Origin of the sequence: Pseudomonas sp. H3(2019), from assembly GCF_007713465.1 — a bacterium.
GTDB lineage: Bacteria > Pseudomonadota > Gammaproteobacteria > Pseudomonadales > Pseudomonadaceae > Aquipseudomonas.
The window spans coordinates 19,186-43,980 of the sequence record NZ_VMSG01000019.1; the positions used below are offsets into that span (position 1 = coordinate 19,186).

General features: G+C 58.4%; 14 protein-coding genes. 9 read left to right on the top strand and 5 right to left on the bottom strand.

Features of this window, described 5'->3' with window-relative positions; genetic code table 11:
• Nucleotides 1-42: 42 nt before the first annotated feature.
• The 8 genes from putP to FPT12_RS19010 all read left to right on the top strand — a co-directional run bounded on the left by putP (nucleotide 43) and on the right by FPT12_RS19010 (nucleotide 11,705).
• Nucleotides 43-1,527 (top strand): sodium/proline symporter PutP, encoded by a 1,485-nt coding sequence (gene putP, locus FPT12_RS18975; RefSeq protein ID WP_145018472.1) that lies wholly within the window; start codon nucleotides 43-45, stop codon nucleotides 1,525-1,527.
• Between the two features lie 281 nt (nucleotides 1,528-1,808).
• Nucleotides 1,809-3,821, top strand: coding sequence for a type VI secretion system tip protein VgrG (locus tag FPT12_RS18980; protein ID WP_145018475.1), 2,013 nt, complete (start codon nucleotides 1,809-1,811; stop codon nucleotides 3,819-3,821).
• Entirely contained in the window at nucleotides 3,811-4,548 is a 738-nt protein-coding gene (locus FPT12_RS18985) for a DUF4123 domain-containing protein (protein ID WP_145018477.1), read from the top strand. The genes FPT12_RS18980 and FPT12_RS18985 overlap by 11 nt, the downstream gene beginning before the upstream one ends.
• Nucleotides 4,548-9,329 (top strand): RHS repeat-associated core domain-containing protein, encoded by a 4,782-nt coding sequence (locus tag FPT12_RS18990; RefSeq protein ID WP_145018480.1) that lies wholly within the window; start codon nucleotides 4,548-4,550, stop codon nucleotides 9,327-9,329. Before FPT12_RS18985 ends, FPT12_RS18990 begins: the two co-directional genes overlap by 1 nt.
• Complete coding sequence (locus tag FPT12_RS18995) at nucleotides 9,330-9,746, top strand: hypothetical protein (RefSeq protein ID WP_103316354.1); 417 nt, start codon at nucleotides 9,330-9,332, stop codon at nucleotides 9,744-9,746.
• A gap of 49 nt (nucleotides 9,747-9,795) precedes the next feature.
• Nucleotides 9,796-10,155: a hypothetical protein gene (locus FPT12_RS19000; protein WP_145018482.1), complete on the top strand. Its 360-nt coding sequence runs from the start codon at nucleotides 9,796-9,798 to the stop codon at nucleotides 10,153-10,155.
• A 172-nt stretch (nucleotides 10,156-10,327) separates the two neighbouring features.
• Complete coding sequence (locus FPT12_RS19005) at nucleotides 10,328-10,702, top strand: hypothetical protein (RefSeq protein WP_145018484.1); 375 nt, start codon at nucleotides 10,328-10,330, stop codon at nucleotides 10,700-10,702.
• A gap of 166 nt (nucleotides 10,703-10,868) precedes the next feature.
• On the top strand, nucleotides 10,869-11,705 hold the full coding sequence (locus tag FPT12_RS19010) for a 23S rRNA (adenine(2030)-N(6))-methyltransferase RlmJ (protein ID WP_054595295.1): 837 nt from the start codon (nucleotides 10,869-10,871) through the stop codon (nucleotides 11,703-11,705).
• Between the two features lie 77 nt (nucleotides 11,706-11,782).
• Here the strand turns inward: FPT12_RS19010 and msrA are convergent, their stop codons facing one another.
• The 5 genes from msrA to aceE form a co-directional block, all read right to left on the bottom strand.
• Nucleotides 11,783-12,430, bottom strand: coding sequence for a peptide-methionine (S)-S-oxide reductase MsrA (gene msrA, locus FPT12_RS19015; protein ID WP_030129439.1), 648 nt, complete (start codon nucleotides 12,428-12,430; stop codon nucleotides 11,783-11,785).
• A 70-nt stretch (nucleotides 12,431-12,500) separates the two neighbouring features.
• Complete coding sequence (locus FPT12_RS19020; RefSeq protein ID WP_145018487.1) at nucleotides 12,501-15,194, bottom strand: GGDEF and EAL domain-containing protein; 2,694 nt, start codon at nucleotides 15,192-15,194, stop codon at nucleotides 12,501-12,503.
• Between the two features lie 241 nt (nucleotides 15,195-15,435).
• The gene (locus FPT12_RS19025) at nucleotides 15,436-16,830 is read right to left on the bottom strand and encodes an alkaline phosphatase D family protein (RefSeq protein WP_145018490.1); all 1,395 of its coding nucleotides are present in this window, start codon (nucleotides 16,828-16,830) and stop codon (nucleotides 15,436-15,438) included.
• Nucleotides 16,831-17,165: 335 nt separating this feature from the next.
• Nucleotides 17,166-18,800 carry a dihydrolipoyllysine-residue acetyltransferase gene (gene aceF, locus FPT12_RS19030; protein ID WP_145018493.1) on the bottom strand — a complete coding sequence of 545 codons (1,635 nt, stop codon included), beginning with the start codon at nucleotides 18,798-18,800 and terminating at the stop codon, nucleotides 17,166-17,168.
• A gap of 11 nt (nucleotides 18,801-18,811) precedes the next feature.
• Nucleotides 18,812-21,457, bottom strand: a complete 2,646-nt coding sequence (gene aceE, locus FPT12_RS19035; RefSeq protein ID WP_145018496.1) for a pyruvate dehydrogenase (acetyl-transferring), homodimeric type — start codon at nucleotides 21,455-21,457, stop codon at nucleotides 18,812-18,814.
• A gap of 382 nt (nucleotides 21,458-21,839) precedes the next feature.
• Here aceE and glnE point away from each other — a divergent pair, with 382 nt between their 5' ends.
• Nucleotides 21,840-24,779 (top strand): bifunctional [glutamate--ammonia ligase]-adenylyl-L-tyrosine phosphorylase/[glutamate--ammonia-ligase] adenylyltransferase, encoded by a 2,940-nt coding sequence (glnE, locus tag FPT12_RS19040; protein WP_145018499.1) that lies wholly within the window; start codon nucleotides 21,840-21,842, stop codon nucleotides 24,777-24,779.
• Nucleotides 24,780-24,795: the final 16 nt, after the last annotated feature.

Here is a 24,795-nt window from a genome sequence, read left to right on the forward strand (position 1 = left end):
GCAGATCGCTGCTACATAAAAACAAAGCCAGGGCGTTACTCAATGAGTGCAAGCAATCCAACCTTGATCACGTTCGTGATCTACATCGCGGCAATGGTGCTGATCGGCTTCATGGCCTATCGCTCCACCAACAACCTTTCTGACTACATTCTGGGTGGCCGTAGCCTGGGCAGCGTCGTGACCGCGCTTTCGGCGGGCGCCTCCGACATGAGCGGCTGGTTGTTGATGGGGCTGCCGGGCGCTATCTACATGTCGGGTCTGTCGGAAAGCTGGATCGCCATCGGCCTGATCGTCGGTGCGTACCTGAACTGGCTGTTCGTGGCCGGCCGGCTGCGCGTGCAGACCGAACACAACGGCGATGCACTGACGTTGCCGGATTACTTCTCCAGCCGTTTTGAAGACAAGAGCGGCTTGCTGCGGATCATCTCTGCTGTGGTGATCCTGGTGTTCTTCACCATTTATTGCGCCTCCGGCATCGTGGCCGGTGCCCGTCTGTTTGAAAGCACCTTCGGCATGTCCTACGAGACTGCATTGTGGGCCGGCGCTGCGGCGACGATTGCCTACACCTTTGTCGGTGGTTTCCTGGCGGTGAGCTGGACTGACACCGTACAAGCCACGCTGATGATCTTTGCCCTGTTGCTGACACCGATCATCGTGCTGCTGGCTACCGGCGGTATCGACACCACCTTCCTGGCCATCGAAGCACAAGATCCAGGCAACTTCGACATGCTGAAAAACACCAGTTTTATCGGCATCATTTCGCTGATGGGCTGGGGGCTGGGCTACTTCGGTCAACCGCACATCCTGGCGCGCTTCATGGCGGCGGATTCGGTCAAGTCGATTGCCAACGCGCGTCGCATCTCCATGACCTGGATGATCCTGTGCCTGGGCGGCACCGTGGCGGTGGGCTTCTTCGGTATTGCTTACTTCTCGGCGAACCCGGCCGTGGCGATGCCTGTAAGTGAAAACCACGAGCGTGTGTTCATCGAACTGGCCAAGATCCTCTTCAACCCATGGATTGCCGGTGTGCTGCTGTCGGCCATTCTGGCTGCCGTGATGAGCACCCTGAGCTGCCAATTGCTGGTGTGCTCGAGTGCCCTGACCGAAGACTTCTACAAATCCTTCCTGCGTAAAAACGCTTCCCAGGTTGAACTGGTCTGGGTTGGTCGCGCGATGGTTCTGGCCGTTGCACTGATCGCCATCGCATTGGCCGCCAACCCGGAAAACCGCGTACTGGGTCTGGTCAGCTACGCTTGGGCCGGCTTCGGTGCCGCGTTCGGTCCGGTGGTACTGATCTCGGTACTGTGGAAAGGCATGACCCGTAACGGCGCACTCGCCGGTATCGTGGTGGGTGCACTCACTGTGATCGTCTGGAAGCACTTCAGCCTGTTGGGTCTGTACGAAATCATCCCGGGCTTCATCTTCGCCAGCCTCGCTATTTTGCTGGTCAGCAAAATGGGTGAGCCGTCTGCCGGTATGTTGCAGCGTTTCGCCGCGGCGGAAAAAGATTTTCACTTGAACAAGTGATGTGAAGCGCTGAGGCGCTGATCTTTCGCTGAATAAAAAACGGCTCGCAGCCTTTATGGATGCGAGCCGTTTTTTTCGTCCGTCGGTTTTAACCATCGTGTTGTGGCTCAAGATGGCGCCAACACGGTCCGTCCGACAGGAATGTCTGTAGTAGTTCATCCTGATATCTGAAGGAAAACTCTCTAAAAAATCAGGGCGAATCTGATTTTTCTGACCCTCCGTCACCCCCCCTTGTCGCTCATGCAGAATCGCCCGCCTTCATTCTGCTTCAGAGGCATCGGATGCTCGCGTCAGCCCATCAACCGCATTTCACGTTGACCCTCGACGGCGTCCAGAATGAGCTCAAAGTGCTTGAGTTCACGGGCAAGGAAGCCATCAGCCAACCCTATCGTTTTGACCTGGAGCTGGTCAGTGAACATCCGGACCTCGACCTCGAGAGCCTGCTGTATCGTCAGGCTTTCCTCAGTTTCGATGCACTGGGGGCCGGCATTCATGGCCAGGTGCATCGCGTCGCCCAAGGCGATTCCGGCAAGCGTCTGACCCGCTACCAGATCAGTCTGGTGCCGCGGCTGACCGATCTCGATCGACGCATCAACCAACGAATCTTCCAGCATAAAAGCGTTCCCGAGATCATCGCTCTGGTGCTCAAGGATCACGGCATTCTGGGTGATGCATTCGCCTTTCGGCTCGATAGCGAATACCCCCGGCGCGAGTACTGCGTGCAATACGCCGAGAGTGATCTGGCGTTCATTCAGCGTCTTTGCGCCGAGATCGGTATTCATTACCACTTCCGGCACAACCCGAAAGGTCACCTGTTGGTGTTCGGTGACGATCAGACGTTTTTCCCCAATCTGGCGCAGCCGACCCTTTATTTGCCAGGCAGTGGAATGGCCGCCGACCAGCCTGCAATCAAGCGCTTCAACGTCCGCCTGGAAACCCGCACCACCGCAGTCACCCGTCGCGACTACGACTTCCACAAACCCGGCCTGTTGCTGCAAAGCACTGTCGACAGCGAGCAGCGTACGGTGCTGGAGGACTACCGTTATCCCGGTCAGTTCACCGATCGCGACCACGGCAAACACCTGGCGCAGCGGGCGCTGGAGCGCCATGGCGCGGATTTCCGTCAGGCCGAAGGTCGCAGTGATCAATCGGCGTTGCTCACCGGCCATTTTCTGAAGATCGCCGAACACCCGCGCACAGAGTGGAATGACCTGTGGCTACTGACAGAAATTCAGCACCACGGCCGGCAACCGCAAGTGCTGGAAGAGTCCGCTGACAGCGGTGATTTTCAGGGGTATCGCAATACCTTTCTGGCGACGCCGTGGGACGTACCGTTTCGTCCGCCTTTGGCCGAAAACAAGCCGCGGGTTCCGGGCTATCAGAACGCGGTCGTCACTGGGCCGACCGATAGCGAAATCCATTGCGACGAGTTTGGGCGGGTCAAGGTGCAATTTGCCTGGGACCGCGAAGGTCAGCGCAACGAACATTCCAGTTGTTGGCTGCGCGTCGCCAGTGGCTGGGCTCATGACGGTTACGGCAGTGCGCTGATCCCGCGGGTTGGAATGGAAGTGTTGGTGGGGTTTGTCGATGCCGACCCGGACAAACCCATGGTGGTGGCCTGCCTGCCGAATGGGGCCAACCCGGTGCCGCTCGATCTGCCGGCGGACAAAACCCGCAGCATTTTTCGCAGCCAGAGCAGTCCCGGTGGTGGTGGTTACAACGAACTGCGCATTGAAGACCGCAAGGGCGCCGAGGAAATCCATCTGCGGGCCCAGCGCGACTGGACACAACACGTATTGCACGACTTGCACACGCAAGTGGGCAACCAGCGAAGTGTGGTCGTCGCGGGTCTCGATCGCCATGAACTGAAGGCTGGCGAACAGCGCATCACCCACGGCATTCGCCAGGCCGAAGTGAGGCGCAGCGATCACCTGGAGGTGGTCGGCGACCGGCACATTCGGGTGAGCAGTCAGGTGCTCAATGCCAGTCAGCAATTCCATGTCAGCGCCGGCCAGCAAGTGGTTATCGACGGTGGTGCCAGCGCGACCATTCAGGCGGGCGGGCAGTGGATCAACATCAGCGCTGCCGGGATCTTCAGCAGCGTGCCGATTCAGCTGGGTGGCGCGCCGATGGTGGCGATGGTTGCTGCTGCGCCGAAGTCGCTGGACGTTCCATTGAAACTCGCCGCAACTCCAATTGCGCTGCTGAGCGCCGCACAGATTCTGAGCCTGAAAAGCGACGCGCCGTTCTGCGAAGAATGCGAGCGCTGCAAGGAGGGTGTCTGTGCAGCCTGATGCCTTGTCACCTCGTGCCTGGCTGGAGCGCCATCCGCTGAAACCTTCCGAGCAGTTGATCGCGGTGTTCGGCAATGCGAGCTCTGCCGAGCCCCTTAAAGCCTGGCAACGCTCGATCACTACGCAAGCACCGAGCGCCATCTGGGCCGACACCGCTTACGCCGAGTGGATGTCGGTGATGCCCTATGTCGGCATCGTCGCTGCGGACAGTGAGTTTCTGGAGTGGGTTGCCACTACCGAGTCTCGCGACTGGGGTTGGCTGGCGGTGTCTTCTGCTCCTCAAGAGGCTTTGGTCGACCATCTGCGCAGCCTTACGCAAGCCCTGTTACCCAACGGCAACGCAGTATTTTTCCGTTTCTGGGACGGACGTTATTTGCTGCCGATTCTTCAGTCTGAACAGGTTGATGTCGCGCAACTGATGCCGCCGATCGGGCGCTGCCTGATCAATGGTCAGGCCCTGGAAATCGGTGGTTGTGCGCTGAAAACATCGAAGGTTTTTCCATGGTGGGAGATTCCCGGCGCGCTATTGGAGCAACTCGCGGCCCTGTCTGCCACCACTCGAATCAACAACCTGCTGACGTGGCTGAGCGACGATCACCCGGACCTGTTTGAAGCGTTTTCCGAAAGCGTTTTACGGCACAAGGTTGCGGTCTTTCTTGACGCACCTGACCTGCCTCAAGCACCGAAAACTGCCTTGGTGGAGTTCTTGATGGCGGAGCTGATCTGATGGATCAGATCGCACGTATCGAGCAGGAACTCGACAGCTTTAAAGACACCCTCAGCCTCTACCGCGAACAACTCAACCGCTGGTTCATCAAGGCCGCCGACAAGGTTAGCCACGCTACTGACATGCCGTCGCTGATGGGCATGGAGCGGCAGATCAAGTTCGGCAGCACGACCACCGCGGTGAGCAGCGGCGATGACGATTTCATTTCCAGTGTGGCGCAGTGTCCGGCCGGCGGCCTGTTGCAGATCGAGAGCAAGTTCGAATCGGTCTACGACATTCCCTTGGGGAATATTCAGGTCGATGTGATTGCCGTGGAGGGCGGTGAAAAGACGCCGGTCCTGCTGGATGAAAACGGCAAAGGGACGTTTAAGGGGACCGCCGGGAAGTTCTATCGCGTTCATGTCCAAAGCGAAGTGACGGCGGGGCAAGTCGATGAGCTTTTCGACGCTTACGAGGGCCTGACCGAAGAGCTGGAAAACTGGCTGCGTGATGAGTGGGAAGGGTTCAAGCCGCAGTGGTCACAGCAGTCGGCTTCGGCATCGTTGGCGGCGGCGGGCAATGGAATGCTCGCGGGGAGTTGGGCGGCGATTCAGGGTGTTTGGGATGGCATCGGCGAGCTGAGCGACATTTTGAAAAATCCCGAAGCCTATGTCGAGAAGCTCGGTGAAAGCGCCGGCAGACTTGCCGATCTGGCCGTAAGCGCTCCAGACAAGATGGAAAAAGCCATGTTGCTGGCCAGCGACGAGGCGGCGCTGTGTCTGCTGATGCGCACCGCGACTTTGTGGCTGGAAGCATTGCCTCCGACGCAACTGGCCGGGTCTTCGGCCGAGGCCATTTCCAAGGTCGTGGTCGAGTTGGTCATCGATCTGCTGATGGGTCTGGTGCTGAGTGTCGTCGGGGTTGGCATTGCCTGGCTGACAGTGCGTCTGGCCAGGTACAGCGCGCAGATTTTTCAGGCGGCCATGGGGTTCGTGAAGTCGATGGTCACGATCATCAACAACTTCATGGACTACGTCGACCGCTACAAAAAAGTCGCCGCACGGGGTGTCGCGGCGGGTCTGAAAAAAGGTCGGATGCAGCTGCGCTGGAATGGTCGCAAAAACACCACGTTGAAAAAACACGAGCCTCACGTCGACGCCCCGACGCAGGCGAAAAACCCCAACGGCGACAGCGCCGATTCGGCAGATAAAACCGCGACCAACAAGTGTCCGGTGTCGATGGTCACTGGCGAAGAACTGCTGACCTTGGTCGATGGTTCGCTGGACGGGATTCTGCCGTTCGACTTCACCCGGCTCTATCGCACCAGCGCCGCCGAGATCGATAGCGGGCTCGGCTTTGGCTGGAGCCATTCGCTGGCGCATCGCCTGGAAATCGACGGTGACAACGTCATTTGGATCGACCACGAAAACCGTCGTACGGCATTCCCGTTACCGAACGTCGAGCGCCCGGCGATCCATAACAGTCTCTCGCGGGCGGCGATTTATCTGGGCGATGAGCCCGAGGAACTGATCCTCGCCCAGGCCGGTGACGACACGCGTTTTTATCACTTTCATAACGGCCGGCTGACGACCGTCAGCGACGGTTACGACAACCGCCTGCGCATCACCCGCGACCGTCAGGATCGCATCAAACGCTTCGATAACGGCGCCGGTCGCGCCTTGCTGTTGCGTTATGACCGCCGTCATTTGATCGCCGTCGATTACCAGCGTTTTGTTCCGGCCCAGAGCCTCGACGAGGCGTGGCACACCGAGCAGACGCTGGTCAATTATCGCTATGACGAACGCGATCAACTGATCGAAGCGGCCAACGCCGCAGGCGAAAGCGAGCGCTACGACTACGACGCTCAGCACGTCATTTTGCAGCGGCAATTGGTCGGTGGTGCGAGCTTTTTCTGGGAGTGGGAAAGGTCCGGCAAGGCTGCCAGATGCATTCGGCACTGGGCGTCGTTTTCGCAGATGGACGCCCAGTACGCCTGGGATGACCAGGGCGGTGTCACCGTCCTGAATATCGATGGCAGCGAAGAGGTTTACGTCCATGACGATCGGGCGCGGCTGGTGCGCAAGGTCGACCTGGAGGGTGGCGAACATCTCAAGGCCTACGATGACAAAGGTCGGCTGATTGCCGAGCAGGATCCGCTGGGGGCCGTCACCGAATACCGTTACGACGAGGTCGGACGGCTTGTCGCGCTGATTCCACCGGAAGACGAACCGACGGCCTACGAATACCGCGACGGTTTCCTGCATGCGCGATATCGCGGTAAAGCCGTGTGGAAGTATCGGCGCAATGCTCAGGGAGACGTTACTGAAGCGACCGATCCCGACGGGCATGTCACGCATTACCACTACGACACTCGGGGGCGGCTGCTGTCGATCCGTTATCCGGATACCAGTCGGCATGTGTTCGTCTGGAGCGACTTGGGGCAACTGCTCGAAGAAACGTTGCCAGACGGTGGCCGGTGTCGGTTCTCCTACGATGTTTTGGGTCGGCAGATTAGCCGTCAGGACGAACACGGTGCCGTCACCCACTACCAATGGGATGCCGTCGGGCGACTGATTCAGACAACGTTTCCCACAGGAGCCAGCCGCGCCTTCAGCTACAACGCCTACGGCAAAATCACCGCCGAACGCGATGAGCTGGGCCAGGTTACGCGCTATGAATACGCCGACGACCTGCACCTGGTCAGTCGCCGAATCAATGCCGACGGCACGCAACTGCGTTATCGCTACGACAACGCGCAGCTGTTGCTGACAGAAATCGAGAACGAGTCCGGCGAAAAGTATCGGCTGGACTACACGCCCAATGGCCTGATCCGACAGGAAACCGGTTTCGACGGCCGCCGCACCGCCTATGCGTACGACCTCAACGGCCATCTGCTGGAGAAAACCGAGTTCGGCGATGACGGCTCAACGCTGATCACCACCTACCAGCGGGACTCGGCAGGACGGTTGCTGGTCAAGACCCTGCCCGATGGCGTCAACGTCGAGTATTGCTACGACGGTCTTGGCCGACTGGTCAGCGTCGATGACGGTCACGACCACCCGTTGGAGTTCGAGTACGACCAGCAGGACCGCCTGATCACCGAACATCAGGGTTGGGGCACCTTGCGTTATGGCTACGACGCCTGCGGCCAGCTCAATCGTCTGCGCTTGCCGGACAACAGCACACTCGACTACCACCACGCCAAGGGCGGGGTGCTCAGCGCTATCGACCTCAACGGCACGCGGCTGACCACGCACGTCTTTGACGCGGGGCGCGAACAACAACGCCAGCAAGGCCAACTGCTTAGCCAGTACCACTATGACGAGCAGGGCCGGTTGCACGCCCACGCGGTCAACCAGTCAGACCGACCGCTGTACATGCGCCACTACAGCTATGCGGTCAACGGCAACCTGGCCGCCATCGCTGACAGTCGCCACGGCCAGTGCAGCTACTACTACGACGCGCTCAACCGCCTGACGCGCGTACGCCATTCTCGCGGCGAACCCGCGCAAAGCTTTGAGCACGACCCGGCGGGCAACCTGCAAATGCACGATCGCCCGGGCCTGGCGACGATCAAAGGCAACCGCCTGCTGCTGCAAGGCGACCGCCATTACGACTACGACGCCTTCGGCAACCTGATTCGCGAGCGCCGCGGCACCGCACAAAAACTCGTCACCGAATACCGCTACGACTGCCAGCACCGGTTGATCGGCGTCACGCTGCCGGATGGCAGAACCGCCAGTTATCGCTATGACGCCTTCGGTCGGCGCATCACCAAAACCGTCGACGGCCACACCACCGAATTCTTCTGGCAAGGCGACAACCTCGTCGCCGAAAGTAGCAAAGAACACTACCGCAGCTACCTCTACGAACCCGGCAGCTTTCGCCCCCTGGCCATGCTCGACGGCAAAGGCCCTCGCAAGGCCTGCCCGTTCTACTACCAACTCGACCACCTCGGCACCCCGCAGGAACTGACGGATTACGGTGGCGAGATCGTCTGGTCGGCGACCTACAAGGCCTACGGAAGACTCGCCAGCCTGAAGCACTTCGGTGAAGAACAGCTCGAGCAGCCGTTACGCTTTCAGGGGCAGTACTTCGACGCCGAAAGCGGCCTGCACTACAACCGGCATCGCTACTACAATCCGGACATCGGCCGCTACCTGACACCCGACCCGATCAAATTGGCGGGCGGGCTAAACGGCTACCAGTACACCCCGAATCCGACGGGGTGGATTGACCCGCTGGGGTTGAACGGAAATTGTCCGCCACCGAACAAGCCGGGTTGTAAGGCGCCGGATGATGTGGGTGGCGCAGCGGTTGATGAGCAGTCTCCAGCACTACCTAAGACGGAAAAGTTTGAGCCAGAAAATGAGGCAGAGGCCAAACGCCAAGTTTTGGATTGGGAAAAACAATACAAAATGCATACGGTCGCGAAGCATGGTCCGGAAATTGGTGACAAGGCCTTAAAGCAACGGGCAATTGACGGCTCGCATCCAACAAAAAAAGGAGTAAGAGAGAAGATTAATTCTAGCTCTCAGTTTAAAAGTTGGACTATGCAGTTTCGGGCGATAAGTTATGCTCTGTCGAAGATGCATCGTGACCCACCTGAACCAACTGGCTATGATAGCGAACGGAATCCTATTGTTCGAATGGAGTTGCCAGGAGCCGGTCGTGGATATAAGCCGAATGATAAAGATAGAAATAGCCCCAAGTATATTGAGGGTTTGGATGGTGCGGAGATTAAGTTTGATAAGAAAAATATAAAACGACCATTTACTGCTTTTCCACGAAAGGTGAAATGAATGTTGACTCATCCGTTTGTAAACATCCCTTATGTACCAGTCCCTTTGTATTTGCTTGGAGGGATATCAATATACGATAGAGAGGAAACGCTGGGTGAGGAGCTGTGGGTATATAATCCGAATGAGAAAAATGATAGGGAGAAGATAATAAAGGTATTCATACTTCCGGACTTTGACTATTTAACTTATAGGCATAGATTTGTAACGTTCAAAATGCTTGAGGATATCCTGAGACAAGAAAATTTTGATTTTGCTGCTCAGTTTGAAAGTGATTACGATGAGCCACGCACTATTGCGTGGAATGAAACAGAAATAGACGATCCTCGTGGATTTTTCGAGGACATATATCGGTTGGCAAGCGAAGCGTGGAAAGACGACCTCCATAAAGCCAGTCTTGAAGATCAGTCCACTTGGTAAAGAAGCGACCCCGAAACGGAGGCGAAATTTCTTATACGGACTTTGATTAATGAAAGATGCCTACAATATCTGGGATATACGTAGTTTGCTTTTCGTATTTGATATGGAAAACACAAGTGATGTGGCGAGGGAGGAGATTATCGTTTCGAAGGATGTGAACGATGAGCAAGAGCTTGCTGAGCTTTTTGATATTTTAATGCGGCCAGAATTTCTTATTTATAGCGAGAATGAACGACAGTTGCTAATTGGTACTTTGGTATATTTTTTAGGCATAAACGATGATTTTGATGGGGTGTTTTCAAAGATTGATACTTATTTTTATGAGGATGTTAAGGATCAGCGTCAGTTCATGCGGGTCCTCTTGGAGTGTTTGATGCGTTATCAATCGCAAGCAACACAAGAAAAATAACCGCTGGTTAATATTGATCGTTCCCACACTCTGCGTGGGAATGCAGCCCGTGACGCTCTGCGTCACATCGGAGCCAGGCTCGATACCGGCCAGTGCGGCTGGAACGCGGAGCGTCCCTTGAGGAATTCCCACGCGGAGCGTGGGAACGATCATCAAGTGGTGAGGCCCTCAAATGACTAAAGTTGAAAATGCTCTTGTTGTTTCCATCGGGGAGATAGTTGAAGAGGAGGTGGTGCTGCTCGTAAACGGTGTGTTGATCAAATGCTTTATGAGCTATTGCCCCGAAAAAATTATGGTAGGAGCACGTTATGAGGTTGAGCTTGAAATGATCCTGCCCGATAGCAGTTTTGTTGTGACTGCCCAAGAAACAGATGTCATGGTTGAGATGTTGGGCGATGGTTTTTCAGGTTTCCTTTATGGGTATTTGGACGGAAGTGTCTTTAGGTCGTTTGTTGAGTTTTTTGATCAGGAAATCCACCATGAACATCCGTCTCTCAATGGGCAGTTTGTGAAAGTAAAAGTAGATCGAATTGATGTGGCCTTCTGAGGGGCTCTCTGAGAGAAGGGCGCGCAGTCGGCAAAACTTCTAGGCAAAGTCGTCGGAGATTTCCCGCACGTTGATCAATGATCGTGGTTTGTCTGCCCGCTCAGCTGCGAACCCCTGACGCTGGGCGCGGTACAAGGTAAACTTCGCCTCCTTCGCAGGAGCAGCCATGAATTATCGTCACGCCTTCCACGCCGGCAATCACGCCGATGTGTTCAAACACCTGACCTTGACCCGCCTCATCGCCTTGATGTCGCGCAAGGAGCAGCCGTTTGCCTATCTCGACACCCACGCCGGCATTGGTCTGTATGACCTGCAGGGCGATCAGGCGAGCCGTACCGGTGAATACCTGGAAGGCATCGCACGCTTGTGGGGCGAGCAGGATCTGCCGCCGCTGACCGCCGATTACATGCGCGTCTTGCACGAGATGAACCCGGATGGCGAGTTGCGCTACTACCCAGGCTCGCCAGAACTGGCGCGACGTTTGACCCGTCCGCAGGACCGGGTGTTGCTCAACGAGAAACACCCGGAAGACGGGTTGCTGCTCAAGGACAACATGAAGGGCGATCGCCGGGTCAAAGTGCACTTGGGCGAAGGCTGGCACGTGCCGCGGGCGTTGTTGCCGGTGCCGGAGAAGCGTGGGTTGATGCTGATTGATCCGCCGTTCGAGAAGCTCGATGAAATGCAGCGTTGTGCCGCATCGCTGAAAGAAGCGATTGGCCGGATGCGTCAAACCGTAGCGGCGATCTGGTACCCGGTGAAGGACCAGCGCATGCTGCGTCGTTTCTACCAGGATCTGGCCGGCACCGGTGCGCCGAAGTTGTTGCGCGTGGAGTTGCTGGTGCATCCGCTGGATACGCCAAACAGCCTGAACGGTTCCGGGCTGGCGATTGCCAATCCGCCGTGGGGGCTTGAGGAAGAGTTGCGCGAGTTGCTGCCGTGGCTGTCGAAAAAGCTCGGCCAGACCCAGGGTGGGTGGCAGATGGATTGGTTGATCGCTGAGTAGCAGCTGCAAGATTCAAGCTACAAGCTACAAGCGGTTCGCCGGCAACTTGTAGCTTGAGGCTTGCAGCTTGTCGCTGCTTAGATAGGGCAAGTCACGCCCGTACCGCCAATCCCGCAATACCCTTCAGGGTTCTTGGCCAGGTACTGCTGGTGATAAGCCTCGGCAAAGTAGAACGTCGGCGCTTCTTCGATTTCGGTGGTGATGGTGCCTTTGCCAGCCTTGGTCAGTTCAGCCTGGAACACCTGCTCGCTGTGCTTGGCGGCTGCCAACTGTGTCGGGTTGGTGGCGTAGATCACCGAGCGGTACTGAGTGCCGATGTCGTTACCCTGACGCATGCCCTGTGTCGGGTTGTGCAGTTCCCAGAACATCTTCAGCAGTTCTTCGTAGCTGACTTTTGCCGGCTCGTAGACCACCAGTACCACTTCGCTGTGGCCAGTCAGGCCTGAGCAAACTTCTTCGTAAGTCGGGTTCGGGGTAAAGCCGCCTGCGTAGCCCACTGCCGTGCTGACCACGCCTTCGCGCTGCCAGAATTTGCGTTCTGCGCCCCAGAAACACCCCAGACCGAAGATGGCGAAATCCACGTCGGTCACGAACGGGCCCAGTAGCGGAGCGTCGTGGACGAAGTGTTTTTCGGGCACGGTCATTGGGGTTTCGCGGCCAGGCAGAGCTTGTTCTTTAGTCGGGAGCACGTTTTTGTTCACCAGAATTTCCGAGCGCAAGACCATGATCAGTCCTCTCAGTCAGATTGAAATGTAAATAGTCAGACTAGCAGTGTGCCCGAGTGTTACAGCGCTGTCAGGCGATTGGGCCGCGCGGATAGCGTTTGAGCTTCTCGATCAGATCAAAGCCCGGGATCGGCCGGTCGAACAGGTAGCCCTGGCCGACGTCGCAACGGTGGCGCCGGAGGAATGCCAGCTGTTCGGCGGTTTCGATGCCTTCGGCGACCACTTTGAGCTTGAGGTTGTGGGCCATGGCGATCACGGCCGAGGTGATTTCCATGTCGTCCTGGTTGTCCGGGATTTCATGGATGAAGCTGCGATCGATCTTGATGATGTCGATCGGGAATTTTTTCAGGTAACTGAGCGATGAGTAGCCGGTGCCGAAGTCGTCCATGGCCAGGGTCAGGCCCAGACGCTTGAGTTGGTCGAGCTGCAAGTGCGTATCTTCGGTGGCTTCCAGTAGCAGGCCTTCGGTCAGTTCCAGTTCCAGCAAGCGCGCAGGCAGTTGCTCTTCCTTGAGGATGTTGGCAATCGATGAGACCAGGTCCGGATCGGAGAACTGCTTGGGCGACAGGTTGATCGCTACCTGCAAATTGCCCAGCCCGGCGGCGGTCAGTTCTTTGCTCATGCGACACGCCTGGCGGGCGATCCATTTGCCGATGGGAATGATCAGACCGGTTTCTTCGGCGACGCTGATGAACTGATCCGGGCGGATCATGCCTTTTTCCGGATGGTTCCAGCGCAGCAGGGCTTCCATCCCCAGCAAGCGCCCGGAGCGCAGGCACAGCTTGGGCTGGTAGAACACGTCCAGCTCGTTCTGGGTCAGGGCGCGGCGCAGGTTGTTTTCCACGAACAGTTTGTAGCTGGCCTCGGCGTTCAGCGCTTCGGTAAATACCTGAACCTGATGTTTGCCGTTGGCCTTGGCCTTGTGCAGCGCGAGCCCCGCATTGCGCATCAGGGTTTGCGGATCGCGGCCGTGCAGCGGCGCGCAGGCCAGACCGACGGAGCCGGTGACGCTGATCAACTGGTTGTCGACGAACATCGGCTTATCCAGCGTCATCAACAATTGGCTGGCGATCTGTTGGCCGGCTTTAAGGCTGGTGTCGTCCAGCAGCACCGCGAACTCGTTACTGGCGAAACGCGCCAGGCTGCCACTCGGGCTCAGGCTGTTGCGCAGCCGCCGGGCCAGGCTGATCAGCAGTTTGTCGCCGGTCTGGTGTCCGAGGCTGTCATTGATCCGCTTGAAGTTGTCGATGTCCACCAGCAGCAGGCAGATCGGGCTGTCGCTGTCGCGGGCGAAACGCTCGTCGAGGTTGCGGATGAACGCCGGGCGGTTGCCCAGGTTGGTCAGGTTATCGGTGTAGGCCAGGCGCTCGATACGTTGCTGGGCGAGCTTGGTCTGGGTGATGTCTTCGTAGATGCCGATGTAGTGGGTCAGTTCACGGTTGTCGCCGTAGACCTTGGAGATCGACAACTGACCCCAGTACGGTTCGAGGTTTTTGCGCCGGCTCTTGAACTCGCCCTGCCAGCTGTTGCTCTTGGCCAGGCTTGAGGGCGCGTCGAACAGCAGTTCGCTGAGGTTCTCCAGCGCCGGCAGTTCCGACAGCCGATGGCCGTGGACTTCTTCGGTGCTGTACTGGGTGATCGCGGTGAAGCTCGGGTTGACGTACTCGACCACACCGTCGCAATTGACCAGCAAAAAGGCGTTGGCACTTTGCTCGACCGCGCGCTGGAACAGGTGCAGGGCGCTGGTGGCGGTGCGGCGGTTGTGGTTGTTGATGACCTGGGCGAACTGGTCGGCCAGCTCGCCGGCGAAGGCAATTTCGTCCGACTGCCAGGCGCGGGTCATGCCGGTTTGCTCAAGGCACAGCACGCCGACGACCTGGCCATCGATACGGATGCTGGCGTCGAGCATGGCATTGACGTCGCGCAGGCGCAGGCTCTCGGCCATTTCTCGGGTGCGCGGGTCACGCATGGCGTTGTGGGCGTCGATCGCGCGGCTGGTGTGCAAGGCTTCCAGGTAATCCGGGAAGCTGCTGGCGTCGATCACGTCCGGCAGCCAGTACTCTTGAGAGGCGCGTCGATAGGCGGAAATCGGCACCAGCTTCTGACCTTCGAGGTTCCACAGGCTCGCGCAATCGATCTCGTAGATCTCGCAGGCACTGCGGGTGATCAGTTCGGCGGCTTCTTGCAAGGAGTTGCCGGTGCTGTAGCGCTGGCGGGCGAGCAGCAGGATCAGGTCTTGCTGGGCGCGAACCCGCTCCAGGTGCAGCAGTTGTTCCTGCTGGGCGCGCTGGTTCAGTTCCAGGGCAATCTGCAGGCGCGAGTTCTGGGTTTCCAGGTCCAGCGCCGGGAGCAGCGGATCATCGGTAAACAAACCGTCGACCACCAGCAGATAGCCGCGTAGCAGGTGGCGATTGTGTTGTTTATAGGCTTCGCCCAATTCGAGCAGGCTGAGGGAGCCTTGGGCGGTGTGCAGCGTGTAGCGGACCAGGTAATGCGGGCTTGCGGTCAATTGCTGCTGGATTGCATCGTGCAACTGATAGCGCGCTTCGGGCTCCATCAGGCTCGCATAGGGTGAGCCGACCAGAGCGCACAGCTCGACAGCGGGCAATCCGAACTGGCGTTCGCAGTTTGGGTCAAGGAACAGCAGCGCCCAGCTTGGTTCATTCAGCCGTTCGAAACGCAGCATGCCGAGCCGCGAGGGCACAGGCAACTGCGTCACTACCTCGGCCACCATACGGCTGGCGGCATCGGGATGGCTTTTCATGGAAGAAACTCGCTTCGAAAATGCTGATCGCGCCGGGCTCGCGCCCTCTTTACTGTTGCCTGCGGCAAGGTTGCATCATGCTGCACTGACTGACAAGTAAGGATGAAGGCTAAGTGCTATAAGACTGTATCGGCGAGGGCGGGGTTTTCTCCAGCGAGGGTCTGAAAGTAATGTGGTAGAGCGAAAAGATCGCAGCCTGCGGGAGCTTCTACGGGGGAACGCGCTGCGATCTTTTCCGGGCTTAACGCAATTTAATGCTTGTCGATTGCAGAGGGTTGCCCTCCGGGTCGTGATAACTGACGCGAATCTGCTGTGCATCGACCACCAGGTGCGCAAAGTTATCCTGGCTGACCACGTTACTGGTCAGTTGGTGGTGATAGTCGCCCGCAACGGTCTGCACCAACGGTTGGTCGAGTATGAAGGTCGAGGCTTTGGCGTAGGGCAGCAGTGCGCTGTTGCACAGAGGCGACGAGACGATGGTGTGAACCTCGAAGTCCGGGTCTTCACTATGGCTCAGGCGGCTGGTGAGGGAGCCATGAACGTCGCCGGAAACGAAGATGACGTTGTTGATCTTGTGGGTCCGGATGGTTTCCAGCAGGCGCAGGCGCTGTTCGGGAAAGGCTTTCCAGGCATCGTCGCCATGACGCTTGCGGTCAGGGTAGAACATCACGCTGGTGACCACGAACTTGACCCGTGCCGGGCTGTGAATCAGCCATTTGAGCAGGGCTTGCTCCTGCTCTGCATCAAGGATGCGTCGATCGTCGGCCGAGAGCGTGCGTCGGGTTCGACTGTCGGTCACGAACCATTCGATATCCCCTTCGGAAAACTGATACCAGTAATGCTTTAGTTCTCGGCTGGGTTGCCCGTTGGGCAGTAACTCATGAACAGGGCTATGACTGGCCTGATACAACTCATAAGCCGCCATGGCATTCCTGTAGAGGAGCTTGTCGCTAGCGCTTGCATTGGCTGGCCAGTTATCTTCTATTTCGTGGTCATCCAGAATCATGTAAGTCGGAAGTGATGCCATCAAGTTCTGAATATGTGGCTGTGAAAAGGCGGTGCGATATTTGCTGAGAATCTCCTTGTACTCCCGATCAGGGCTGAGAAAGTTCAGGTCATCCACATAAACCTGATCGCCCGTCATCAACAAGGCACTGATCGGGGGGGAAGTTTTTTCAGCCAATGAGTTGATAGCAGCAAAAATTCTATCGCCTTTCGCGGGTGCCGACGGAACGCCCAGCGTCATGCGCAGGTAACGGCATGAGCCAACGATATAGCCCCGTGCTGCAGTGGTTTTGCTCGATGCGGTGCGAAAGCGGTAGATCTCTTTCGGCCATTGCAGGGGTAGCTCTTGCACCGTTTCCACGGTGTGTACCGGGCTCATGGTGCTGAACCAGCCAGCCTGGTACTCGTAGGCGGTATCGGCGTCGAGGTTGTTGAGCACAATAACGTCGGACAGGTCGCGAAGTGCTGTTAAAGCAACAAACAGGCCTGTGGACCAGTGTGTATCAGCGGCGCGGCGATAACGTATCCCCGCAAAGACCGGGGCATTGTCTTCTATATCGCCGCGTAAAAAAATGCGCGCATGGTGAGTTGTTGTATGGCCAATAATCGGGCCGACAGTCGGTTTAAACATTTTCGAATCCGTTCGAAATATAGCGGTGAAAGTTACAGTGTTTTGTGAAGGCGGTCAGCGTGCTTTGTTGGCACTATCCTATTGTTCGTTGGGTGATAAATATTGATAGGTAAGTGGACTTTGGCTGTAGTCTGAATAAGCCACGAAAGTAGTCTCGACTGTTATCGACGGTAGGAATACATACAGCGCTTAATCGACCGTTGACGGGATGCTTGAGTGGCGGGTGTTTTTCAGGCAAAAAAAGCCCCGCCAAATTGGCGGGGTTGAGGTACGAGCGTGGCGCTCGGAAAACGTGGAGCCCGAGTGGCCCTCCGGTGAAGGAGGGCTACTCGGTCTTACAGCAGAATGGTGCGGATGTCGCCCAGCAGGTCGCTCAGACGCTTGGTGAAGCGTGCAGCAGCGGCGCCGTTGATCACACGGTGATCGTAGGACAGCGACAGTGGCAGCATCAGTTTCGGCTGGAAGGCTTTGCCGTCCCAGACTGGCTGGATGGTTGCCTTGGAAACGCCGAGGATCGCCACTTCCGGCGCGTTGACGATCGGCGTGAAGCCGGTGCCGCCAATGTGCCCGAGGCTGGAAATCGTGAAGCAGGCGCCTTGCATCTCGTCTGCCGAGAGCTTCTTGGTCCGGGCTTTTTCAGCCAGGGACGCGGCTTCGGCAGCCAGTTGCAGCAGGCTCTTCTGGTCGACGTTCTTGATGACCGGTACGAGCAGGCCTTCAGGGGTGTCGACGGCGAAGCCGATGTTTACGTATTTCTTGCGGATGATCGCTTTGCCACTTGGCGCCAGCGAGCTGTTGAAGTCCGGCAGTTCCTTGAGCAGGTGTGCGCAGGACTTGAGCAGCAGTGGCAGTACGGTCAGCTTGACGCCAGCCTTCTCGGCCACGGCTTTCTGTGCGACACGGAAAGCTTCCAGCTCAGTGATGTCAGCCGAATCGAACTGCGTCACGTGAGGCACATTCAGCCAGCTGCGATGCAGGTTGGCGGCGCCAGCCTGCATCAGGCGGGTCATCGGCACTTCTTCGATTTCACCGAAGCGGCTGAAGTCCACGACCGGAATCGGCGGGATACCGGCACCGCCGGTTGCGCCTGCGGCTGGAGCTTCTTTGGCCTTCTGCATCATGGCCTTGACGTAAACCTGCACGTCTTCCTTGAGCACGCGACCGTGCGGGCCGCTTGGGCTCACCGCGTTCAGCTCGACGCCGAACTCACGGGCCAACTGACGAACCGCCGGGCCTGCGTGAACCTTGGCACCGCTTGGTGCTGGAGCAGCAACCGGCACCGGAGCGGCCTCGGCTTTTGCAACCGGTGCAGCAGCGGCAGGCGCAGCGGCTGCAGCCGGGGCTGGAGCAGCAGTTGGTGCTGGTGCAGCAGGTGCCGCAGCACCTGCCACTTTCAGCTTGAGGATAAAGTCGCCAGTGCCGACTTCGTCTTCGAGTTTGACCGCGATGCTTTCCACTACGCCGGCAGCCGGCGAAGGGATTTCCATGCTGGCCTTGTCGGACTCCAGGGTGATCAGCGATTGATCAGCCTCAACGGTGTCGCCAACCTTGACCAGTACTTCGATGATCTTGGCCTTGCCCGACGAGCCGATGTCCGGGACATGAATGTCCTGAACGGTGGCCGCAGCAGGCGCAGCGGCTGGCGCTGGAGCAGCTTGCGGTGCCGGTGCCGCAGCAGGTGCTGCAGCGGCCGCAGGTGCAGGAGCGACGGCCGGAGCCGCAGGTGCCGCAGCGGCACCCTCGACTTCCAGTTCCATCAGCTCGTCGCCTTCTTTCAGGCGATCGCCCAGCTTCACTTTCAGGCTCTTGATGACGCCAGCCTTCGGGGCCGGAATCTCCATGCTCGCCTTGTCCGACTCAAGTGTCAGCAGGCTCTGGTCAGCTTCGATGCGATCACCGACCTTGACCAGCAATTCAATTACTTCACCTTCACCGCTGCCGATGTCAGGTACGCGAATGAGTTCGCTCACAGAGTGTCTCCTCAGCAGTCCAGTGGGTTGCGTTTTGCCGGGTCGATACCGAACTTGACGATGGCTTCAGCCACCACCTTGGGTTCGATGTCGCCACGGTCAGCCAGTGCTTCAAGGGCTGCCAACACCACGAAATGACGGTCGACTTCGAAGAAATGACGCAGTTTCTTGCGGCTGTCGCTGCGGCCGAAACCGTCGGTACCCAGCACTTTGAATTCCTTGGACGGAACCCACTGACGGATCTGCTCGGCGAACAGCTTCATGTAGTCGGTCGACGCGATGACCGGACCTTTACGGCCGATCAGGCAGTCTTCAACGTAGCTGCGCTTAGGCTTCTGGCCAGGGTGCAGACGGTTGGTGCGCTCTACGGCCAGGCCATCGCGACGCAGTTCGTTGAAGCTGGTAACGCTCCACACATCAGCGCCGACGTTGAACTCTTCACGCAGAATCTTCGCCGCTTCACGGACTTCACGCAGGATGGTGCCGGAGCCCATCAGCTGCACGTGGTGCGCCGCTTCGCGGGTGTCTTCTTCGAGCAGGTACATGCCCTTGATGATGCCTTCCTCTACACCGGCCGGCATGGCTGGCTGCTGGTAGGACTCGTTCATCACGGTGATGTAGTAGAAAACGTCCTGCTGCTCTTCGGTCATCTTCTTCATGCCGTCCTGGATGATCACCGCCAGCTCGTAGCCGTAGGTTGGATCAAAGGTGCGGCAGTTCGGGATGGTGGCAGCCAGGATGTGGCTGTGACCGTCTTCGTGTTGCAGGCCTTCGCCGTTCAGCGTAGTCCGGCCGGCGGTGCCGCCGATCAGGAAGCCACGGGTGCGGCTGTCGCCAGCGGCCCAGGCCAGGTCGCCGATACGCTGGAAGCCGAACATCGAGTAGAAGATGTAGAACGGCAGCATCGGCTGGTTGTGGCTGGAGTACGAAGTACCGGCAGCGATGAAGGAGCTCATGGCGCCCGCTTCGTTGATGCCTTCTTCGAGGATCTGGCCCTTCTTGTCTTCTTTGTAGAACATCACCTGGTCTTTATCGACTGGCTCATAGAGCTGGCCGACGGACGAGTAGATGCCCAACTGACGGAACATGCCTTCCATACCGAAGGTACGGGCTTCGTCCGGGATGATCGGAACGATGCGCGGGCCGATGTCCTTGTCCTTGACCAGCTGCGCGAGGATCCGCACGAAGGCCATGGTGGTGGAAATTTCACGGTCGCCCGAGCCGTCGAGGATCGCCTTGAGGGTATCGAGCGATGGCGTCGGCACGCTGAAGCTCTGCGCGCGGCGCTGTGGCACGAAACCGCCCAGTGCAGTGCGGCGCTCGCTCAGGTAGCGGGCTTCGGCGCTGTTTGGCTCCGGTTTGAAGAACGGCAGGTTTTCCAGCTCTGCGTCTTTGACCGGAATGTCGAAGCGGTCGCGGAACAACTTCAGGCTCTCGACATCGACTTTCTTGGTGTTGTGCGCAGTGTTTTTCGCTTCGCCGGCACCGGTACCATAACCCTTGATGGTCTTGGCCAGGATGACGGTCGGTTGTTCTTTGTGGTTGACCGCTTCGTGGTACGCCGCGTAGACCTTGTACGGGTCGTGGCCGCCACGGTTGAGCTTCCAGATCTCGTCGTCGGACAGATCGGCAACCATCGCCTTGAGTTCTGGCGAGTTGAAGAAGTGTTCACGCACGAACGCGCCGTCTTTGGCTTTGTAGTTCTGGTACTCGCCGTCGATGACTTCGTCCATCCGGCGTTGCAGGATACCGTCGACGTCTTTGGCCAGCAGTGGGTCCCAGAAACGGCCCCAGATGACTTTGGTCACGTTCCACTGAGCACCGCGGAACACGCCTTCGAGTTCCTGGATGATCTTGCCGTTGCCGCGAACCGGGCCGTCGAGGCGCTGCAGGTTGCAGTTGATGACGAAGATCAGGTTGTCGAGCTTCTCGCGGCCAGCCAGCGAGATCGCGCCCAGGGATTCCGGCTCGTCGCACTCGCCGTCGCCCAGGAAGCACCAGACTTTTTGCTTGCCTTCAGGGATGAAACCACGGGCTTCCAGGTACTTCATGAAGCGTGCCTGGTAGATCGCCTGGATCGGGCCCAGACCCATGGATACCGTCGGGAACTGCCAGAAATCAGGCATCAGCCACGGGTGCGGGTAGGACGACAGACCGTTGCCATCGACTTCCTGGCGGAAGTTGTTCATCTGGTCTTCGGTGATGCGGCCTTCCATGAATGCGCGGGCGTAAACGCCTGGCGAGGTGTGGCCCTGGAAGTAGATCAGGTCGCCGCCGTGTTCGTCGGTCGGGGCCTGGAAGAAATAGTTGAAGCCAATGTCGTACAGGGTTGCGCTGGAGGCGAAGCTGGAGATGTGACCGCCCAGGTCAGAATCTTTCAGGTTCGTACGCATCACCATGGCCATCGCGTTCCAGCGTACCAGCGAGCGAATGCGGCGTTCCATGAACAGGTCGCCAGGCATGCGTGCTTCGTGGGTAACGGGAATGGTGTTGCGGTATGGCGTGGTGATGGCGTAAGGCAATTGCGAACCGCTGCGGGTTGCGAGTTCGCCCATACGGGTCATCAGATAGTGAGCACGGTCTTCGCCTTCTTTGTCGAGAACCGATTCCAGGGCGTCCAGCCATTCCTGGGTTTCGACGGGATCGAGGTCTTGCATGGCTTGCTCCAGGGCGGAAAGGCTTCCAGAATCGGTTGCCTGAGTTAGCGACTGGCCTTGTGGGCAGACGTTATAAATTCTTGGAATGCCGGAGGTTGATTCGGCGGCGTGTAGTTTTACTACAAATCGTCGGCCATTTCAGCCTTTCGAATGTATATACGAGTAGTAAAACTACAGAGGATGGGCGTGTGGCCTCCTGCTGCGTTGTGAGAATAATCGTTACTGTTGGTCTTTAGCTAACCGAGATAGGTGGAAGTTTGATGCCGGCTGCCAAAAAAACCGAAATTTCAGCTATTTCTAACTTTTGTTCGACGGTCCATTGCGTAGTGCATTTCATGCATTCACTACAGACAGCCCTTTCTACGCCGATCAAGGATAGACCATGAGCCTTCCTTCGCTTGCCGAACTGCCGGCCATTCTTCTTCCGTTTGTCAGTCGCGCCGAGCAGTCGTTGCGTGCCGCTGTTGCCCTGTTTGACGATGATCATGGTCTGTCGACCTGGTCGCCAGAGTGCTGGGCAGCGTTTGCCCGAGTGACCGCGGCCAGCGATTTTGTCATTGAGCAGAGCTTGCGTGACCCTTTGATGTTGCTTGAGCTTGTGCAGTCCGGCGAACTCGACCGAAGTTTCACCGCCGGTGAAATGTGCGCTCAGATCGCCGCCGCTGTGCAGGTGGCCACCACCGACGATGAGTTGGGCCGCGTATTGCGCCGTCAGCGCAACCGTCAGCAAGTGCGGATCATCTGGCGCGACCTGACCCGCCAGGCCGATCTGATCCAGACCTGCCGCGACCTCTCGGACATGGCCGATGCGAGCATCGATCAGGCTTATCAATGGTTGTATCAGCGCCATAGCCAGCAATTCGGTACGCCCACCGGGCGGCGCAGCGGCGAGCCGCAACAGATGGTCATCCTCGGGATGGGCAAGCTTGGCGCAGTGGAGCTCAACCTGTCGTCGGACATCGATCTGATCTTCGCTTACCCCGAAGGTGGCGAAACGGTTGGCGTGAAGCGTGCGCTGGACAACCAGGAATTCTTCATTCGTCTGGGCCAGCGGCTGATCAAGGCGCTGGACCCGATGACCGTCGACGGTTTTGTATTCCGCGTCGACATGCGCTTGCGGCCGTATGGTTCGTCCGGCGCGCTGGTGCTCAGCTTCAATGCGCTGGAGCAGTACTACCAGGACCAGGGGCGCGACTGGGAGCGTTACGCGATGATCAAGGCGCGGGTGGTGGCCGGTGATCAGGCCGCGGGTGCGCAATTGCTCGACATGCTCCGGCCGTTCGTTTATCGCCGATATCTGGATTTCTCGGCCATCGAAGCGCTGCGCACCATGAAGCAGCTGATTCAGCAGGAAGTCCGGCGCAAAGGCATGGCCGACAACATCAAGCTTGGCTCTGGCGGCATTCGCGAAGTTGAATTTATCGCACAGGCCTTCCAGCTGATTCACGGGGGCCGCGACCTGAGTTTGCAGCAGCGCCCTCTATTAAAAGTACTCAGCACGCTGGAAGGGCAGGGTTACCTGCCGCCGGCGGTGATCGGCGAGCTGCGCGAAGGCTACGAATTCCTGCGCTACACCGAGCATGCGATCCAGGCGATTGCCGACCGTCAGACGCAAATGCTCCCGCATGATGAGCAGGATCAGGCGCGCATTGCCTTTATGATGGGTTTTGCCAATTGGACCGCGTTCCATGAGCAACTGATGTATTGGCGCGGTCGGGTCGACTGGCACTTCCGTCAAGTGATCGCTGACCCGGATGAAGAGGAAGGCGAGAAGCACGAAGTGGTGGTCGGCGGTGAGTGGTTGCCGCTCTGGGAAGAAGCCCAGGATGAAGAGGCCGCTTGCCGTCAGTTGGAAGAGGGTGGTTTTGTCGATGCGCCCAAGGCCCTGAAAACGCTTGCCAGCCTGCGCAGCAGTCCGCAATTGCGGGCGATGCAACGTCTGGGGCGCGAACGGCTCGATGCCTTTATTCCGCGTTTGCTGGCGCAAGCGGTGGAACACGCAAGTCCAGACCTGGTGCTGGAGCGCGTGTTGCCGCTGGTTGAAGCGGTGGCGCGGCGCTCGGCTTATCTGGTGCTGCTCACCGAGAACCCCGGTGCACTGCGACGTCTGTTGACCTTGTGCGCGGCCAGCCCGTGGATTGCCGAGCAGATCACTCGCTTCCCGCTGCTGCTCGACGAGTTGCTCAACGAAGGGCGACTGTTCAAGCCACCGTTGGCGCCGGAGTTGGCCGCTGAATTGCGCGAGCGGTTGACGCGGATTCCCGAAGATGACCTCGAACAACAGATGGAAGCCTTGCGGCATTTCAAACTGGCACACCGCCTGCGCGTGGCGGCCTCGGAAATTGCCGGCAGCCTGCCGCTGATGAAAGTCAGCGACTACCTGACCTGGCTCGCCGAAGCCATTCTGGAGCAAGTGCTGACCCTGGCCTGGCGCCAGACCGTCGCCAAGTACGGCACGCCGCAGCGTACCGACGGCACCTTGTGCGATCCGGGGTTCGTCATTGTCGGTTACGGCAAGGTCGGTGGCCTGGAGCTGGGGCATGGTTCTGACCTGGACCTGGTGTTCATCCACGATGGTGATCCGCAAGCGGAAACCGACGGCCCGAAACCGATCGACGGCGCGCAGTTCTTCACCCGGCTGGGGCAGCGGATCATCCATTTGCTGACCGCCCAGACCAACTCCGGCCAGCTGTACGAAGTCGATATGCGCCTGCGCCCTTCCGGCGCGTCGGGGCTGTTGGTCAGTTCGTTGGGGGCATTCCAGCGTTATCAGGAAAACGAAGCCTGGACCTGGGAGCATCAGGCGCTGGTGCGGGCGCGCGTGCTGGTCGGCAGTCAGGATGTCGGCCAGTCTTTCGAAAAAGTCCGGGCGAAGGTTCTGGGCCGGGCACGCGATTTAACCAAGCTGCGCCAGGAAGTCAGTGAAATGCGCGCCAAGATGCGCGACAACCTGGGGAGCAAGGGCACCGCTGCCGGGACCGCGCCAAACGCCTTCGAAGCCACTGCGCCGTTCGACCTCAAGCAGGACGCCGGTGGTATCGTCGATATTGAATTTATGGTGCAATACGCCGCCTTGGCGTGGTCTGACACGCACCCTTCGCTGCTCCGCTATACGGATAACATCCGCATCCTGGAAGGTCTGGAGGACGTCGGGTTGATACCCGCCGAAGACGCCAGCCTGCTGCGTGAGGTGTATAAAGCCTACCGCTCCGCCGCGCACCGCCAGGCCCTGCAGAATGAGGCCGGGGTGATTCCGGGCGACCAGTTCGAGGCGGAGCGTCGAGAAGTATTGCGGATTTGGGCCGGGCTTGGCTTGAGCTAAAAGGACGAGATCAGGC

Bases quoted from the DNA above. Each gene is read 5' to 3' on its own strand.
- putP (WP_145018472.1), top strand. From the start codon at position 43: ATGAGTGCAAGCAATCCAACCTTGATCACGTTCGTGATCTACATCGCG.
- FPT12_RS18980 (WP_145018475.1), top strand. From the start codon at position 1,809: ATGCTCGCGTCAGCCCATCAACCGCATTTCACGTTGACCCTCGACGGC.
- FPT12_RS18990 (WP_145018480.1), top strand. From the start codon at position 4,548: ATGGATCAGATCGCACGTATCGAGCAGGAACTCGACAGCTTTAAAGAC.
- FPT12_RS18995 (WP_103316354.1), top strand. From the start codon at position 9,330: ATGTTGACTCATCCGTTTGTAAACATCCCTTATGTACCAGTCCCTTTG.
- FPT12_RS19000 (WP_145018482.1), top strand. From the start codon at position 9,796: ATGAAAGATGCCTACAATATCTGGGATATACGTAGTTTGCTTTTCGTA.
- FPT12_RS19005 (WP_145018484.1), top strand. From the start codon at position 10,328: ATGACTAAAGTTGAAAATGCTCTTGTTGTTTCCATCGGGGAGATAGTT.
- FPT12_RS19010 (WP_054595295.1), top strand. From the start codon at position 10,869: ATGAATTATCGTCACGCCTTCCACGCCGGCAATCACGCCGATGTGTTC.
- msrA (WP_030129439.1), bottom strand. From the start codon at position 12,430: ATGGTCTTGCGCTCGGAAATTCTGGTGAACAAAAACGTGCTCCCGACT.
- FPT12_RS19020 (WP_145018487.1), bottom strand. From the start codon at position 15,194: ATGAAAAGCCATCCCGATGCCGCCAGCCGTATGGTGGCCGAGGTAGTG.
- FPT12_RS19025 (WP_145018490.1), bottom strand. From the start codon at position 16,830: ATGTTTAAACCGACTGTCGGCCCGATTATTGGCCATACAACAACTCAC.
- aceE (WP_145018496.1), bottom strand. From the start codon at position 21,457: ATGCAAGACCTCGATCCCGTCGAAACCCAGGAATGGCTGGACGCCCTG.
- glnE (WP_145018499.1), top strand. From the start codon at position 21,840: ATGAGCCTTCCTTCGCTTGCCGAACTGCCGGCCATTCTTCTTCCGTTT.